15 protein-coding genes and 1 CRISPR repeat array are annotated in these 17514 nt (G+C 28.2%); of the genes, 3 read left to right on the top strand and 12 right to left on the bottom strand.

Annotation, left to right across the window (positions count from 1 at the left end; genetic code table 4):
• Positions 1–583: 583 nt before the first annotated feature.
• Genes nusG through leuS form a run of 12 tightly spaced genes read right to left on the bottom strand, consistent with a single transcriptional unit; the run spans position 584 to position 12182 of the window.
• Positions 584–1159 (bottom strand): transcription termination/antitermination protein NusG, encoded by a 576-nt coding sequence (nusG, locus tag R7X45_RS03490; protein WP_318055917.1) that lies wholly within the window; start codon positions 1157–1159, stop codon positions 584–586.
• Between the two features lie 18 nt (positions 1160–1177).
• Positions 1178–1414: a preprotein translocase subunit SecE gene (secE, locus tag R7X45_RS03485; protein WP_318055916.1), complete on the bottom strand. Its 237-nt coding sequence runs from the start codon at positions 1412–1414 to the stop codon at positions 1178–1180.
• Positions 1414–1554, bottom strand: coding sequence for a 50S ribosomal protein L33 (rpmG, locus tag R7X45_RS03480; RefSeq protein WP_010320912.1), 141 nt, complete (start codon positions 1552–1554; stop codon positions 1414–1416). Before rpmG ends, secE begins: the two co-directional genes overlap by 1 nt.
• Before the next feature lie 40 nt (positions 1555–1594).
• Complete coding sequence (locus R7X45_RS03475) at positions 1595–2146, bottom strand: sigma-70 family RNA polymerase sigma factor (protein ID WP_044284027.1); 552 nt, start codon at positions 2144–2146, stop codon at positions 1595–1597.
• 25 nt (positions 2147–2171) lie between these two features.
• Positions 2172–2861 (bottom strand): 23S rRNA (guanosine(2251)-2'-O)-methyltransferase RlmB, encoded by a 690-nt coding sequence (gene rlmB, locus R7X45_RS03470; protein WP_303438866.1) that lies wholly within the window; start codon positions 2859–2861, stop codon positions 2172–2174.
• Between the two features lie 33 nt (positions 2862–2894).
• Positions 2895–4103, bottom strand: a complete 1209-nt coding sequence (gene cysS, locus R7X45_RS03465; protein WP_318055915.1) for a cysteine--tRNA ligase — start codon at positions 4101–4103, stop codon at positions 2895–2897.
• The gene (locus R7X45_RS03460; protein ID WP_318055914.1) at positions 4090–4785 is read right to left on the bottom strand and encodes a YgjP-like metallopeptidase domain-containing protein; all 696 of its coding nucleotides are present in this window, start codon (positions 4783–4785) and stop codon (positions 4090–4092) included. The genes cysS and R7X45_RS03460 overlap by 14 nt, the downstream gene beginning before the upstream one ends.
• Positions 4763–6001 carry a CNNM domain-containing protein gene (locus tag R7X45_RS03455; RefSeq protein WP_258824826.1) on the bottom strand — a complete coding sequence of 413 codons (1239 nt, stop codon included), beginning with the start codon at positions 5999–6001 and terminating at the stop codon, positions 4763–4765. Before R7X45_RS03455 ends, R7X45_RS03460 begins: the two co-directional genes overlap by 23 nt.
• Positions 6001–7398: a replicative DNA helicase gene (dnaB, locus tag R7X45_RS03450; RefSeq protein WP_318055913.1), complete on the bottom strand. Its 1398-nt coding sequence runs from the start codon at positions 7396–7398 to the stop codon at positions 6001–6003. Before dnaB ends, R7X45_RS03455 begins: the two co-directional genes overlap by 1 nt.
• The gene (gene rplI / locus R7X45_RS03445) at positions 7391–7828 is read right to left on the bottom strand and encodes a 50S ribosomal protein L9 (RefSeq protein ID WP_318055912.1); all 438 of its coding nucleotides are present in this window, start codon (positions 7826–7828) and stop codon (positions 7391–7393) included. The genes dnaB and rplI overlap by 8 nt, the downstream gene beginning before the upstream one ends.
• On the bottom strand, positions 7809–9803 hold the full coding sequence (locus tag R7X45_RS03440; RefSeq protein WP_318046608.1) for a DHH family phosphoesterase: 1995 nt from the start codon (positions 9801–9803) through the stop codon (positions 7809–7811). Before R7X45_RS03440 ends, rplI begins: the two co-directional genes overlap by 20 nt.
• Before the next feature lie 6 nt (positions 9804–9809).
• Positions 9810–12182: a leucine--tRNA ligase gene (gene leuS, locus R7X45_RS03435; protein WP_318055911.1), complete on the bottom strand. Its 2373-nt coding sequence runs from the start codon at positions 12180–12182 to the stop codon at positions 9810–9812.
• Positions 12183–13181: 999 nt separating this feature from the next.
• On the opposite strand from leuS, the gene cas1 reads away from it, so the two are divergent.
• Genes cas1 through R7X45_RS03420 form a run of 3 tightly spaced genes read left to right on the top strand, consistent with a single transcriptional unit; the run spans position 13182 to position 15143 of the window.
• A complete protein-coding gene (cas1, locus tag R7X45_RS03430; protein ID WP_318055910.1) occupies positions 13182–14036 on the top strand; it encodes a type II CRISPR-associated endonuclease Cas1 in 855 nt (284 codons plus the stop codon).
• Positions 14026–14370, top strand: a complete 345-nt coding sequence (gene cas2, locus R7X45_RS03425; protein ID WP_044284037.1) for a CRISPR-associated endonuclease Cas2 — start codon at positions 14026–14028, stop codon at positions 14368–14370. The genes cas1 and cas2 overlap by 11 nt, the downstream gene beginning before the upstream one ends.
• Positions 14370–15143 carry a hypothetical protein gene (locus R7X45_RS03420; RefSeq protein WP_318055909.1) on the top strand — a complete coding sequence of 258 codons (774 nt, stop codon included), beginning with the start codon at positions 14370–14372 and terminating at the stop codon, positions 15141–15143. Before cas2 ends, R7X45_RS03420 begins: the two co-directional genes overlap by 1 nt.
• Positions 15144–15211: 68 nt before the next feature.
• Positions 15212–17495: a CRISPR direct-repeat array (repeat unit 36 nt; unit sequence GTTTTTGTGCTGTACAATTTCTTATTAGAGTAAAAC).
• Positions 17496–17514: the final 19 nt, after the last annotated feature.

Raw genomic sequence — 17514 nt, 5'->3', positions numbered from 1 at the left:
AAACGGGTAAATTTAAGGCATTCCATCATATTTAAAAATATAATGGATAATTCGCGCTGTCTGACTTTTTTAGACAAAAAATATAATCAAGTCCCCCTTAATTCAATATCATAATTTATTAATTTATTAATTTATTCTTAAGTGAGGTTTATTATAACATAATTTTTTCTTAGACCAAACATTTTTTTTTTTTTTTTGTAAAGGCTTAATTTTAAAATAACAAAAATTAATATTTTAACCTCAAAAATACCCGTAAATCCGGGTATTTTTTCATATTTGCATTCACTAAAAAGTAATTTTTGCAATCAAATGGGAAACTCGGGAAAATCTCAAAAAGTTAATAAAAAAAGCCTTTTACCAAAATAAAAGACTTTTTTTATTTATAAATTTTAATTAATTTGTTGACTAAAAATAAGACTATTTTTTGTTAGACTTTGTTTCAGAAAGGAGTTTTTCAGATTTTTCAAAAAACAAAATAATAGTTGTTTTAGAATGGTTTTTTTAACTAAGAAGAAAAATTTTAGCCTTGATAGATAGTGTCAAATTTTAAAAATATTTAAAATTTGACACTAAAATTTAGATTTTAGTTATTGACCTTTTTTAAATTTTTATATTCAAAGGTCGCAGGCGCCTTACGCCCAAAAACGTTTTCAAGTTCGACTGTTATTAAAGTTTTAGTCTCATTCATCTCGATAACTTTACCAATATCGCCGGTAAAAGGTCCTTGAGTCACTTTTGCCCAGTCGCCAATTTGTCAAGTTATTGCAGTAGTATCATTAGTTTCTTGAAAACTAAGAATTTTTTGATTTCAATTTTCTTTCATTCGCGCAAATTGTCGTATTGAAATTGGTGTTGGTTTAGTTCCTCTACCGTGAGAACCGACAAGTCCAGTTACATATTGAGTATTTCTAACGACAAATCAGGCTTTATCAACCATATTCATCTTGATAAAAAAGTAGCCTTTATATAAATTGCGATATTTAAGCTTTTTTTCAGCTTTTCCGTTTGTGCTCTCCTCATAATAAGGGACGTCAAATTTTATTATTTCCTGAAAGTGCTCTTCTAAATTTTCGTATTTTATTCGGTTTTTAAGTAAAGTAATTGCAACATCTTCTTTTGAAGAAATAGTTGAAATCATATATCACTTGTATATTTTCATAGTATTTTTTGCTCCTTTCTAAATTCCTACTCCGGCTTGATTTCAAATATAGGCGGCAATAATTGTAATTGCGAAAAAAACAGCCATAAAAATAAGTGAAAAAATTATTGTTTGCCCAAAACTTTGAAAAGCGACTCGACTTGTTGGTCATTTAACCCTTTTCATCTCTTTAATAAAAAGGCGAAAGAAAAATTTTTTTTTCCTTTTTTTTGCTTCATCGGCAATTTTAATATTTTTGGCTTGTTTTTTTCACATTATTTTTCCTCTTGGTGTAAAGTAGATTTGCGACATATTTTGCAAAATTTATTAATCTGAAGGCGAGTTTGAAGCGATTTATTTGTTTTATAGTTCCGATTTTTACAAACAAAGCAGCTTAGACTAATTTTTTTCTTCATATTATCCTAAAAATTTAACATTACAGTCTATAATTATATATTAATTTAGGAAAAAACTTCTTAATTTATTACTTGTAGCTCGAATAAAATCATTAACCTTTTGTGTGGTGATGCCAATTTTTTTAGCAATAACGTTAGTTGGAATGTCCTGAATAAAAAACATTTCAAACATTTCCATCTCAAGTTCATCAAAAGATTCGGTAATTCGGTTGTAAATATCTTGAATTTCTAGTTTGTGAAGCTCGCTTTCGACAGCAAATTCAATATTTTCAGGCAATTCATCAAGTGAAACTGAAAAATTTGCTATTTGATAGTTTTTTGTGGTAAAAGAAGTTGCATATCCTAGCATAAACAGTTTAATTTTGTGAACCAAATAATTTTCAAGCGGGATACCTAAACTCGGGTCAAATTCTTCATATAACTGTACAAATTTGTCAATTGAAGCATTAAAAAGGTCTTGATAAGTTATCGGTGTTAAGGCAAAAGTTTTTATTACTTGTTTTGAGCAAGCTAATAAAATATGCGAATATTTGTTTAAAACGGTAAAATATCTCTTGTTTTTAGCTATTTTTTTCTTACGATCTAATCACATTTTGTAAATAAAACCTCATAGTTGTTTATTTTTGTTTGTTTTTTAGATAAAAAAGTATAATTCCCGTCGCAACTGTAACGTTTAGTGAATCAATTTTACCTTCCATCGGAATAAAAAACGATTCATCACTAGCATACAAACTACTTTTTTTAATTCCGGTAGCCTCATTGCCAACTATAACTGCACAGGGAAAATTGAACTGAATTTCATTAATTTTTTTACTTTTTTCACTTAAATCAGTGGCATAAATTCAAAAACCTATTTTTTTTAGTTTATTAATTGCAGCTACAATTGAATTTACAAGAATAAATTTGATACCAATAAAGCCACCTGATGCAACTTTGAAGGTGGTTTCATTTAGTTTAGCTGCTCGCTTTTTGGGCAAAATTATATGCTTAATTCCAAAACAATTTGCTGTTCTAATAATGTTACCGAGATTATTTTGATCATGAATATGATCAAGAATTAAAACAATTTCGGGCCTATCCTTGTTTAAAACATCAATTTCAAAAAATTTAAAGTTTTCAACAACGCCAACAAAACCTTGGTGGTTTGCAGAAACTAATTTATCTAAAAAATCCTTATTAACTATTTGTACTTTTTGATTAGAAAAAATTGGACTATCGGGCTGTTTTAAACAGTAAATTTGTTTAAAAACAAACCCATTTTTAATTGCTTCTATCACCGAATTCTTGCCACAGATATATTTAAGCATATTTTTTCACTTTCGTATGAAACGCGGAAAAAATTATGAAAAAATGAACCTTTTTCATAATTTTTCGCGATATTTATCAGCTTCTTCATATTTTTTTTGTTCAAGAAGTTTTTTTCAAATTTGAATATTTTCTTGATCTTCAGAGTTAATTTCTTTGTTTGCAAAGCTAAATCTTAGTAATTTGAATATAAAGACAATTTCTGAATTCTTTTTTTGTTTTGCTAGGTTAGAGATTAAAAAAATAGCATTAGAAAATTTTTGCTCTTGAATGAGTGATAAAATTTGCTCAACAAGGTTTTTTTCAATTTCTTTAGGATTCAGAATTCAATCAAAATAAATTTTTTTGTATTTTGTTATTAATTTTTGGTGATTTTGGATTAATTCATCTGTTAAATTAATCGGGACACTAGGATTTATTGACAAAAAAATGCTACGAAGAACATCTGGATCATATTTTTTGGCAAATTCTTTTGCAAAAATTATATTTCCGATTGATTTAGACATTTTTTTACCGTTAAAATTTACAAAGCCAACACGAATTCATTTTTTTGAAATTGGCTGATTTGTTAGTGCAAAATGTTGGGCATTTTCATTTTCATGATGCGGAAAAATCAAATCAACACCACCTCCGTGAATATCCACTGAATTTTTCTCAAAATGATTATAAATAATTGCCGAGCACTCAGTGTGTCATCCAGGTCTGCCTAGGCCAAAAGGTGAGTCAAAAAGTACACCTTTTTTTGTTTTTTTTCACAAAACAAAATCATTTACAGATTTAGTTTGACGATCTTTTTGATACAAATTGTGGACTTTTTGTTGAGAAATTACACCGTAATTTGCAATTTTACTTGCATCAAAAACAAGGTCGCCGTTTTGATTAAAATAAGTAAAATTTTTATGTTTTAACTCACTAATATAGTCGATAATTTTGTCAAGAATTTGCGTTACTTTTATTATTTTGTCCGGTTTTTTAATGTTAAATGTTTCAAGAACGCTAAAATATTCAAGAATGTATTTTTGACTCAGTTCAGCTTCAGTAAGCCCTAATTCCATAGCTTTTTCGATAATTTTGTCGTCAATATCGGTGATATTTTGGACAAAATTAACTTTTTTGCCAAAATATTTTCAGACAGAAACTAAAAAATCAAACACAATTACCGACCTTAAATTGCCGACATGAACGTGATTATAAACCGTAGGACCGCAAAGATAAACATTCAAATTACTTTTAGTTGAGCTCATAATTTGTTAATTTTTTAACTAAATCTGTGTAATTAGGTATAATTTTACCAATTTTTTCCCAAAAAAGCTTGCCGTGGTTGCGAAAAAAATGGTGAACTACCTCATGAACAATTACATAATCGATAATTTCCTTTGAAAATGCAAATAAATATTTGCTATAATGAATTTTTTGACGATAATAATTGGTGCCTCATGATGTATTTTTTCGTGATAGTTTAACTATATAATCAGGGACTTCTAAGGTTTTGGTTCAAAATTTTGTTCGCTGAATCAAATAGTCTTCAAAATGTTTCATTAACAGTTTTTCAATTTTAGCTTCAATATTTTTTGGCCGACCTAAGGAAAAAATAGCAAACTGACTTTGCAAATAAAGTTTATTTTTTGTTTTTATTATGCTAAAATAATTTTTTTTACCAAAAAGGTAAAAAAAAGATTCAGAAAAATGCAGTACTTGCCTTAAGGGTAAAATATTTATAATTTTATTAAAATATTTTGAATTTCTGACGCTCCTGATTAAAACTTCGTCACTTAGGACAAGTCCGGTCTGAACCAAAATATAGTCATCAACTAATTTAACTATCAGGCGCGAACTTTTAGGCCTGAATTCAACAAAAATAGGATATTTTTGACCATTTAGGTCTATTTTTAGTTCGCGAAAATTAGCTTTTTTGTTGGACTTCATTTTTGGTTATTTTTAGCTCGATTGTATTTGCGCTTTTGTCAATAATTTCAAATTCAAGTTTGTATGTTGGCCAGTCAAAATAGAATTTTGCCCCTAAAACTAGCTTTTTTTTCGAACTTTGGGATAAGAGTCACTGATTTAAATTTTTAAAATTAACAGGAAGATTGACCGCTAAAATTTTGTTAATTGTCAAAATAGAAGTTTCAGCTTTTGTTGTAATTTGATTTGGACTAATTTGGTAAAAATCAAGGTCATCGCGATAGTCATACTCATCATAAATTGGACCCAAAAGACACTCGAGAATATCTTCAAAAGTAAGAATTCCAACTATTTTTTGCGATTTGTTTGACTCAACTACAAATCCTAAATGAGATTTTGATTTTTTCAAAATCTCATAATTTGTTTTAATCAAAGATGTCGAAAGAAGAAGCGGCGTTTTTATTATATGGTCATTAATATCAAATTTATCAAGGTGCAAAATGTCTTTTGAAAGTAAAATTCCAACAAAATTGTCGTCTTTTCAAACAGGAATTCGAGAAAAATTTGAGTCAATTATTACTTCTTTGATGGATTCAAGACTATCTTCATATTTTACAAAGACAACATCTTCAAGTTTGGTAAAATGTTTGGCGGTTGTAAAAGAGTCAAATTCAAGTGCTCTAATTGCCAAATCAGACTCGTCTTTTTCAAGAACATCTTCTTGGTGGGCTTGTAAAATTATTTTTTTTAGTTCATTTTCGGTATTTGTTACATTGATTTTTTTGACAAATTTTGTCATTAAAGCCGCTAGTGGAAATAAAAAATAGTAAAAAAAAGTAATAAAAAATCAAAAAGCTTTTAAGAATAAAATTGGTTTTTTTCGACCAAAAATTTTAGGGTAAATTTCGCCAAAAATTATTAACGGCGGAGTTGTTGCTGCTATTGAAATTAAAATTTGCAAAGACTCATTAATTGCTAGATTGGAAAAAAGTGCCGAAATTATAATAGAAATTCCGATGTTGACAATATTGTTTCAAATTAGTATAATTGTCAGAGTTTTTTCATAATTGTCATAATATTTAAGAATTTGCTTTTTTCCCCAAAAAGAATCAGAAATATTTTCATCAACTTTTGCCCGACTTGTGGCGGTAAAAACGGTTTCACTTGCTGAAAAAATGGCCGAAATTAAAAATAAAAATAATAAAACAATTCCTAAAGCAATAAAATAACCCGGCATTAGTCCTCTAATCCTAAATTTATATCATTTTTATTTTTGTTTGCAACATTAAAATCAAGGGCAGCAATAAACTGACCGATTTCAGGCAAAAAATTAAAAAATAGCGTTCCAGTTGGACCATTTCTGTGTTTTGCGATAATTAATTTTGTATTTGGTCCACTGTCAAAATTAGACTGATCATCTTCTCTTTTATTATAATAGTTGTCCCGGTGTAAAAAAGCAACAAGGTCAGCATCTTGCTCAATTGCTCCAGATTCACGCAAATCTGAAAGTAAAGGAGTTTTATCTTCTCTTCGTTCAACATTTCTTGAAAGTTGTGACAGTGCAATAATTGGCGTATTAACTGCTCGAGCTAGTTGTTTTAATTTTCGGGAAATAATTGAAACCTCGACTTGACGGTTGTAATTTTGATTATTTGCACTTGAATTTATTAGTTGCAAATAGTCAAAAATAATCAGATCATATTTGGTATTGTTGCGATAGCGTTTTTGAACTTCTCAAAAAATGTCGTCAATATTGATCGAACCTGAGTCATTTATGGTGAGTTTTGCCTCTTTTAGTCGTTTTGAGATTGCTTTTTCAATTTTTATTAAATCTTCAGGGCGTAAATTTTTCGGCGTTTTGAATTTATTGGCCTCAATTCCTGAAACAAGTGATAAAAGCCGTGTTCCTAAGTCTGTGTTTGACATTTCAAGGGCAAAAAATAGCACAGATTTTCCACTTTTGCAAACATTTCAAGCTAAATTAAGGGCAAAAGCTGTTTTTCCAACTGACGGACGAGCTGCCAAAATTACAAGTTCACCCCTTTGAAAACCAGAGGTGACAACATCTAAATTATCATAACCAGTCGAAATTCCTTTAATAGGATTTTTACTTGTGCGAAGTTCAGTAATAAATTGAAAAATTTCTTGGGCAATTTCATAAATTGAAGAAAAAGACTGTTTGGTGCTATCTAAAGTCAAAAGATTAATTTTGTCAACAATTTGGCTTGTAATTTCAATTGAAGTTTTTTTTCCAAAGTCTAGTTCATGACTTGATTCTTCAATGATTTTTTTGAGCTGACGCAAAGTTTTTTTCTCGCTGACAATCCTAAGATGCGAAGTAATTTCTGAAGGCAGAGAAAAATTATTATTATAAAGTCAAATTATGAAAGACTTTCCGCCTATTTTTTCCAGTTTTTGATTTTTTTGCAGCTCTTCAATAATCAAATTAACTTCAGGATCAGGAACACTAGCAACCACAGTTTTAATTGCTTTTGCAATCTCAACTAGTCTTAGATCGCTAAAATCATTAGGGTCAATTGCGTCAATATAATTGATAATTTTTCTGGGATTTGAAAGCAAAAAAGAAATTATAAAGGACTCAATATCAGGGGAAGTATATCGCGAATTATTCATCTTTTACAACGTTTATTTTTAAAGTAGCACTAATTTCAGGACTTAATTTAACAGTAACATAACTTGTTCCAAAATTGGAAATTCCTGGCGTTTGAATTAAGTGCTTGTCAATAAAAATATCTTTGGTCTCAAGCTCCTTTTTTATTTTTTTAGCCGAAATTGCTCCGTGGACTGAATCAAGTGTGCCTTTTAATTTAAATCACAAAACAGTATTTTCAATTTGAGATTTTAGTTGAACGGCCTGATTTTTTTTATTTTCCTTTTCAGCTTCAATTTTTTTTAGCCTTTCATTTAAAAGTTTTTCAGTTCTTGGATTAAAAGGTTCTGCCAAATTATTTTTAAACAAATAATTGCTAGCATAACCAGCTGAAACCTCAACAACAGTATTTGCACGACCGTCTTTTGTGTCTTTAAGTAGAATTACTTTCATATTCTCTCCTTTGAATTGCAAGTTTAATATTTTCAACAAATTCAGAAAAAGTCTCAACTGTTGAATAAGCAGCTGCTGAAGTTACATTTCCGCCCCCACCAACTTGCTCTGCTATATATTGAACATTAACATTTTCAACACCTCGAGCTGACATTTTATAATTTTTTTGTTGCGGTAATTTTGCCACAACAAAGGCAGCTTGACGATTTTTAACTAACAAAATTTGCTCACAAGCAATCGAGACTAAATCAGTTTCAATTTCCCGATCAAGACTTGCAAGAAAAAAACCTGGCTTAACTTCGGTGACATTTTCAAGAATTTCTTTAATAATTTTTGACTCATTTTCATTAAGTTTGAGAAATTCCCCTGTTTTTGCAGTCTTTGCACCTCAACGAACAAGGGCTGAGACGGCCGCAAAAGTTGAAGCACTGGCGGTTTTTTTAAACTGGGCCGAGTCAACATATAAACCATTAAGCAAAATTTGGGCCCATTCCTGATCAATACTTATATCTGAATGAATTGTTAGTAAAATTAAATGGGTAATAATTTCACATGTTGATGAAGATGAGACATCAATATAGTCATGAATTAATTCCAAAATTCCTTGCATTTTGGAATTAATTCCGTGATGGTCAAAGACAAAAACATTTTCCAAATTGATTTGATCAAGAGCTTTTTTGTTTTCAATTCGCTCAACATCAGAGACATCAACTAAAATGGCAAGGCAAGTATCGTTATTTTTTGAGGCCATTGTAATTTTCGAGGCAACTGAACGGGATATAAAAATATTTTTCTTGATAAAATCAGCTTGCGATAAAAATCTTGTCGTTGTAGTGTCAAAAGTCTGGTTTTGGATATAAAAATTAATTTTTCTTTTATAAATAACTTCAGCATATCTTTTTAAAAAATTACCCAAAACATAACCAGAACCAAATGAATCTAAGTCAGAATTAATGTGCCCATAAATTATTATATTATCAATTTTTTCGAGTTTTTCAACTAAAAGACGCGCAATTCTTCTAAGTCTAACAAGCGAATGGAGGCTAAGAGATTCACTATAAGAACCATAAGAAAAAGGTCTTTTTCCATAAGGATAAATTGAAACTTGATTTCCACCACGGGTTTTTGAAAAAATTAAGGCCTCATTTGCTAGCCTTTTTACTTCCACTAAATTTGTTGTGCCAAATCCAAAGCCGACTGAAAATCAGACTTCGGTTGTATCATCAATTTTAGTGCTCTCGTCGCGAAAAATGTAAAAATGATTTTTTTGTCAAAGCACAAATGTCTCATAATGTAAAACTAACATAATCCGGCCATCTGCATATTCTTTGTACAAAAATTTATATTTTTGTGACAATTTTTCAAAAAAATCATTAATAAAAATTTTGATTTTAGGGTAGTCTTGATCGCTACTGCGAAAATTAGTTGAGACAAAATTATCAACCTCAACCTCTGCAAAAACAAGCGAATTATTTTCATAACCTTGCGAAATTGACTTAAAAAGTGTGATATCACGATAAGAAATTCAATATGCAAATTTATTATAATTAATTTCAAATCAGTTATTTCCCCTTTTTATCTCAAATTTTGGTGGAATATCTTCAACCTTTTTATACTGGGGAAAAAGATAAAAAATATCGCGATTTACAAGTCTTTCTGGGTATAAATCTTTGACATATTTTGAAACTTTTGTAATTTTATAAGTTGAAGATAAATTGATAATTCCAATATTATTTTCCTCGTTAATTAGGTCAAATTTTTGGTAATAAAAGTGATTTTGCTTAATTATAAATTGGTAAAAAACAACAATTCCAACTATTAGCGAAATTATGAAAATTATGAAAATTCCGACAGCTAACGTGAAAAAAAGGTAAAAATCAAAAGCGTCATTAAAAATAACTTTTAATAATAAAGTTGTAATTTCAAGTAAAAAGCTTATAAATGAAATTGAAAACGGGAAAAGAAATTTTTTCATGAGTGCTTATTTTTTTACAATGAAATTTAAGATTTTTTTAGGTACAAAAATTGTCTTAACTATTGACTGATTTTCTAAAAAATGCTGTATTTTATAGTGTTTTTTGGCAATTTCGATAATTTGATCTTGACTTTGGTTGTCATTTAATTCGAGAATTGCTCTAGTTTTACCGTTTATTGAAACAGGTAAATTATAAGTATTTTTTACAATTTTAGCCTTGTCAAACTCAGGCCAGCTGTGAAAATGAAGCGGTTTTTGTTCTAATTTTTCAAGTAATTCCTCTGAAATATGAGGTGCAAAAATTGACAAAATTACTAAAAAATCAACAAGATATTTTTTTGACGGTATTGAATCAAGCTTACTTAAAAAATTAATATACACCATTAATTTAGAAATAGCCACATTAAACTTAAAATCCTGGACTAAATTAGTAATTTCAAAGACAAAATTATTATAAAAGTAGCTAAATTCAGAGTCTTTTTCGAGCTCAGGATCAATTTTGTAATCTTTTAAAATAATTCTAATAACCCTTTGAATTCAAGCATAAATTGAATTTGCACCTTTTTCATCCCAGGCACGATTTTCATTAATTGGACCCATAAACATTAGAAAAATTCGAACACTATCAGCGCCATATTTATCCAAAACTGTGTAAGGATTTATAATATTCCCCTTAGATTTCGACATTTTTTGCCCGTCAGGTCCGAGTAACATTCCTTGGTGAATAACTCTATCAAAAGGCTCAAAATTTGGAACAATTCCAGCTTCAAATAAAACTTTATGTCAAAAACGCGAATAAAGCAAATGGCCAACAGCATGTTCTTGTCCGCCGATATAAATGTCAACTGGAAGTCACTTTTGCAGTTTTTTATAACCTTCTTTTGAGTCTAATTTTAAATATGTACCATCTTTTTGTTTTAAAATATAAGCAAGATAATACCACGAACTTCCGGCTCATTGGGGCATTGTGTTGGTTTCGCGGCGGTAGATTTTACCGTTTTTTTCAAAAAAAACTCAGTCTTTTTGTAAAGCAAGTGGCGACTGACCATCACCTGAGGGAACAATTTTTTCTAAATGTGGCAATTCGACAATTTTTTCTTCAAGATAAATTTTGCCATCTTGGTCAAAATAAATAGGAAAAGGCTCTCCTCAATATCTTTGTCTTGAAAAAACTCAGTCCTTAATTTTATAAGAAATACTTTTTTTTGCCAGCCCTAATTTTTCTAATTTTTCAAAAATTAATTTTGAAGCTTTTTCAACTTCAAAATTGTTAAATTCTGCTGAATTTATAAGCAGATTTTTATCATTTATGACTTCTGAATAGTCAATTGCAAAAATTTTAGCAAATTCTAAGTCATTTAAATTATGGGCTGGAACTCCCATAATTGCCGAGGTTCCGTAGTCATTTAGCACATAATTTGCAATATAAAGCGGAATTTTTTTAGAATTTAAAGGGTGAATCATGTATAAATTAGTAAATATACCAGAAATTTGACTTTGAAGTTTGGGACTAGAAAAACTGTTTTTTTCAATAAAGTCGCTAATTTTAGCATCTTTTTTTACAAGATTTGTTGCAAAATCATGCAAAGGTGAAATAGCTAAAAAACTAACACCATAAATAGTCTCGATTTTGGTTGTAAATATTTCAATAAAATCTTGACTGTTTTCAAAGTAAAACTTAAGAATAACGCCCTGAGACTTGCCGATTCATTTTTGTTGGAGTAACTTTAATGAGTCAGGGAAATTTATACTCTCAAGTCCATCAAGCAATTTTTGGGCATATTCAGTGATTTTTAGCACCCACTGATCCATTTTTTTAATTTCAACAGGAAAACTACCTCGTTCACTTACTAAATTTCCGTCTTTGTCACGACTTATTTCTTCATTTGCTAAAACTGTGCCTAATTTTGGACATCAATTTACTTGTGTCTGACGAATTTCAGCTAGACCAACCTTATACAAAAGTTTAAAAATTCACTGGGTTTGTTCATAAAATTTTGGATCACTTGTGTTAATTTCTTTGCTTCAATCATATGAAAAACCAAAGGAATTTATTTGCTCCTTAAAATTTTCAATGTTCTTTTTAGTAAAATCTGCAGGATGGTTGCCCGTTTGAATTGCATATTGTTCAGCCGGAAGACCAAAAGCATCTCAACCCATCGGGTGAAGAACATCAAAACCATTAAGGCGTTTAAATCTTGCAATTATATCTGATGCTGTATATCCAATTGGATGGCCTAGATGCAATCCGGCTGCCGATGGATAAGGAAACATATCTAAAATATAGATTTTTTTGTCTGAAGATTCACTCGTTTGAAAAACGTTATTTTTTTGCCAATAGTTTTGTCATTTTTTTTCTATTAATTTATGGTCATACATGATACTAAATATTAAATTATAATATAAAAAGGGTAAATTTAAGTAAAATAATGTTTGATAAAATATCGGTTGAACACAAATTGTTTTAAATCTTTCACTCACCAAGTCAACGATTAGACCTAAATTTTGTAAGATTTAAACTTGAAGGCAAAAACAAAAATAACAAAAAACATCTAAATTACGTATTAATTTAAGTTCAATTAATTTTTTTTCTTTTTTTAATAAAAATTTTAAATTTGTTGTATAATTAACTATGCACAATAACTTACGTTTTACTCTAATAAGAAATTGTCGCACAAAAATAAGGCCTATTTTATATAGTGCCGCAACTGCCGCCGCAAGGCGGTTTTTTTATTTTTATATAAAGAAGTTAAAATTTTAAAAAATGTAACGACATTTTATAACTATAACCTAATATATTCGCAAATAATCGTTTGAATTTTTTATGTTGTTTTACTAAGTAATCAATTAATATTAAAAACAATTAGCTTCTGACTGTCAAAAACTAGCAGTTTCAAGCCTAAATTTTGTAAGATTTAAATTGAAATCAAAAACAAAAATAACTAAAAACACCTAAATTACCGTATTAATTTAAGTTCAAGGAATTTTTTTTATTTTTTTTAATAAAAAATTTAAATTTGCTGTATAATTAACAATGCATAATAATTTATGCTTTACTCTAATAAGAAATTGTCGCACAAAAATAAGGCCTATTTTATATAGTGCCGCAACTGCCGCCGCAAGGCGGTTTTTTTATTTTTATATAAAAAAGTTAAAATTTTAAAAAAATATAATAGGTAATACTATATAAATTGTAGAAAAAATTCAGACAGCTAGTTTTTAGGGAACATTAAATATTTTGTGTTTCAAGATAAATCTGTTTTGATGAAAATTATCAAAAAAAATAAAAAAATTTTTTGGGCAAAAATCAACTTTAATAACCATATTAATAAATTTTATTGTATAATTAATATTTTAAAATTAAAATTATTTTGCAAAATGAAAAAAATTATTGAAATTAACGAATCAGACTACATTAAGCTTTTCCTTGACAATATCGTTATTAAACGTGATATTGAAAAATTTGTAATTCCAATTGACACAGTAGAAGTTATTATTTTTGAAAATGACCGAGCAACTATTACAATCCCACTAATCAATGAACTTGTTGAAAAGAAAGTCAATATAATTATTTGCAAAAATCATTTACCAAATTCGCTAATAATTCCCTACAGTGGCTACTACAATAATAAAGTTTTTCAAGAACAAATTAAATGGTCTCTCGAATACAAAGGTAAAACTTGGAAAAAAATTATTCGCCTAAAAATTCAAAGATCACTCGATACTTTAGTCGAGAAAAATCTTATTAACACTGAAGTTGAAGAGAAAATGACTTCTTATATTGACCAAGTTGAAGACCATGATATCACAAATCGCGAAGGTCACGTGGCTAAATTATATTTCAAGCATCTTTTTGGTGAAAATTTTATTCGCGACCAAAAAGGCGAAGATCGTATTAATAGTCTTTTAAATTATGGCTACACTGTTTTACTTAGTTATGTTGCCAGAGCTATTTGTGCTAAAGGAATGGATAATCGACTCGGTCTGTATCATAAAAGTTTTAATAATAATTTTCCTTTGGCTTGTGATTTGATGGAACCTTATCGTTTTTGAATTGACAAAATCGTTTTTAACCATATTAACAAGAAATTTTTTTTATTCCAAGAATTCAAAGAAGATTTATTCACATCTTTTAATAAATATATTACTTATAAAAATAAGAAGATTCGTTTTAAAAAATTTATCGATGCTGAAATCAATGAAATTTTAGAGTTAAACAAAAATGCAAGCTAACATAATTGAGGTAAACACAAGAGAAATGCGAATTTTATTAATGTATGATATCTATTCAGAAAATGAACAACAAAATCCTGAATACAATAAGTTTGTTAAAAATCTTTTAAAACTGGGCTACATTCGGATTCAATATTCAATTTATGCCAAAATAATTCCTGTGCACACAATTTATCAATCAGAACGCAAAAAAATTATTAATATTATTCCCAAAAATTCAAATGTTCGTATTTTACTTTTAACCGAACAACAGTACCAAAATATGGAAATTTTAAGTGGTTCAAAATCTAAAAACGAAATTATCAATTTTGAACAGGAGTATATAAAATTATAATGTTAAATTTTTTTAATAATAAAGCAAATCTAATTGAATTTAAGGAAAATATTAAAATTATTGAATGCGAAAATATTGACCTTTTTTTACACGACCTTTTTGAATATGAGCAATCAAAAGGTGTTCAATCGATTGATTTTGATGGAAAACTTTATTCAATTAAAGATATTAGTATTTTCAGTTATCTGAATAAAATCACTGATTTTCTTAGTTTAAGTCCGAAAAATTGATTAGGTAACCAAATTATTCAAGACAAAATGTGGCAAAATAGCAATTTTTTTAATAATCAAGAAATTCTGTCCATAATTGATAAAATTAATACTTTATTAGGTTTTGAACTACTTGAATATCAAATTGATAATACTAAATTATTGAAAGCTCTATTTGAAATTAATCCAAATATTCTACTTTCAAAAAATAATTTTGCAAAAATAATGGAAATTCTTTTCGCAAACAAGCCTGATCCTTTAGTTATTTTCAAAGATTTAGAATTTATTAACTTAATTGATCTATTACAATTTACAAACACAAAATTTATAATTTTAACTACTGATTTTACTAAATATATAAATAAATATGACCAACTCGAGCTTGTTGGCTTTTATAAAAATAAAACAATTATTGATATCAAAACACCATTACCAATTATAAGCTATTTTGAAAATCATAAAAATAAGGAAATTCTAGAAAATGAACCTCTATTTTCAGATTTAAATGGAAAAAACGAGTTTCGTTTTCACATTAACATCATCAAAAGAACATTTTTTGAATAAAAAACCTCAAAAACAACTGGTTTTTTGAGAAAAAAACAAAGAAAATCAGTTTTTTTCTTTGAAATGAGGTTTTTGTGCTGTACAATTTCTTATTAGAGTAAAACTCCTGACTATCTAAAATATCTTAGCAATTCGTTTTTGTGCTGTACAATTTCTTATTAGAGTAAAACTGACGGGTTCTTTTTAGTTCCATACCTTTTGTTTTTGTGCTGTACAATTTCTTATTAGAGTAAAACTCTAAGACTTCCAAATTCCCTACCAATTCAGTTTTTGTGCTGTACAATTTCTTATTAGAGTAAAACAACTCAACAATTTACAATTCCAGGAGATTAGTTTTTGTGCTGTACAATTTCTTATTAGAGTAAAACTTTAAATGCAATTTATAACGAAGAGAATGTGTTTTTGTGCTGTACAATTTCTTATTAGAGTAAAACGAAAACCTACTTTTAGTCAAATAGAAAATAGTTTTTGTGCTGTACAATTTCTTATTAGAGTAAAACACTTATAGTAGAATTATTGAAAATGGCAAAGTTTTTGTGCTGTACAATTTCTTATTAGAGTAAAACATTGTACCCTGGGGTTATTTTCAATAAAGAGTTTTTGTGCTGTACAATTTCTTATTAGAGTAAAACTAATCCTTTCACTATTATTATTAATATTATAGTTTTTGTGCTGTACAATTTCTTATTAGAGTAAAACTAGATACCTTAAAAAATGGTTCTCTAATTCGTTTTTGTGCTGTACAATTTCTTATTAGAGTAAAACATAAACAGTTAAAAGAACAAATACAACAGTGTTTTTGTGCTGTACAATTTCTTATTAGAGTAAAACTTAAAATATTTGATTTTAAATACCCTTACCGTTTTTGTGCTGTACAATTTCTTATTAGAGTAAAACTTTAATAAATAACATACCTATAATCGCCCTGTTTTTGTGCTGTACAATTTCTTATTAGAGTAAAACATTGTACCCTGGGGTTATTTTCAATAAAGAGTTTTTGTGCTGTACAATTTCTTATTAGAGTAAAACTAATCCTTTCACTATTATTATTAATATTATAGTTTTTGTGCTGTACAATTTCTTATTAGAGTAAAACTAGATACCTTAAAAAATGGTTCTCTAATTCGTTTTTGTGCTGTACAATTTCTTATTAGAGTAAAACATAAACAGTTAAAAGAACAAATACAACAGTGTTTTTGTGCTGTACAATTTCTTATTAGAGTAAAACAAAAGAAATAGTTGAGCAGTCAAAAGATTTAGTTTTTGTGCTGTACAATTTCTTATTAGAGTAAAACAAATGCTGTTGATTGTGTTTTATACCCAAAGTTTTTGTGCTGTACAATTTCTTATTAGAGTAAAACGAAACTTCACAAAATATGTGAAGTAAAATTGTTTTTGTGCTGTACAATTTCTTATTAGAGTAAAACTAAAAAAATGAAGAAAATACAACATGAAAAGTTTTTGTGCTGTACAATTTCTTATTAGAGTAAAACCAAAAAATGTCTTTGGTGTAAATTTCAAGTGTTTTTGTGCTGTACAATTTCTTATTAGAGTAAAACAGAACCATGTTTGACGGGTCAACACTACTTGTTTTTGTGCTGTACAATTTCTTATTAGAGTAAAACTTAAAAACATGACCTTTATTAAAAGAAGCAGTTTTTGTGCTGTACAATTTCTTATTAGAGTAAAACTCTGTTTATAAACTTCTTTACAAGCAACAGGTTTTTGTGCTGTACAATTTCTTATTAGAGTAAAACTTATAATATGAAAAAGAAAAATACAAAAACAGTTTTTGTGCTGTACAATTTCTTATTAGAGTAAAACTGGTATAATATAAATAGAGTTGAACAATGAGTTTTTGTGCTGTACAATTTCTTATTAGAGTAAAACTTATTCGCTTTTATCTTACCCTTTTTACAAGTTTTTGTGCTGTACAATTTCTTATTAGAGTAAAACTTTTAGAATGAAATGGCAAAGAATATTATGGTTTTTGTGCTGTACAATTTCTTATTAGAGTAAAACGCATTTTCCAAAATATAAAAAAGGAACAATGTTTTTGTGCTGTACAATTTCTTATTAGAGTAAAACTTAAAAGCAAGACAAAAGGCAATTTTTAGTGTTTTTGTGCTGTACAATTTCTTATTAGAGTAAAACAAAACATTGAACATTCGCGATAAGACTTGAGTTTTTGTGCTGTACAATTTCTTATTAGAGTAAAACAATAAACTCGAATGAATTTTTGACGACGAAGTTTTTGTGCTGTACAATTTCTTATTAGAGTAAAACATTTTATCGACCACTGATATAAAATTAAACGTTTTTGTGCTGTACAATTTCTTATTAGAGTAAAACTTTAGACGGTGTTTTTGAA

Source organism: Mesomycoplasma ovipneumoniae (assembly GCF_033343935.1).
Classification (GTDB): Bacteria; Bacillota_I; Bacilli_A; order Mycoplasmatales; family Metamycoplasmataceae; genus Mesomycoplasma; species Mesomycoplasma ovipneumoniae_G.
The sequence above is the reverse complement of the archived record's forward strand: the minus strand, read 5'-3'. Positions and strand labels throughout refer to the sequence as shown.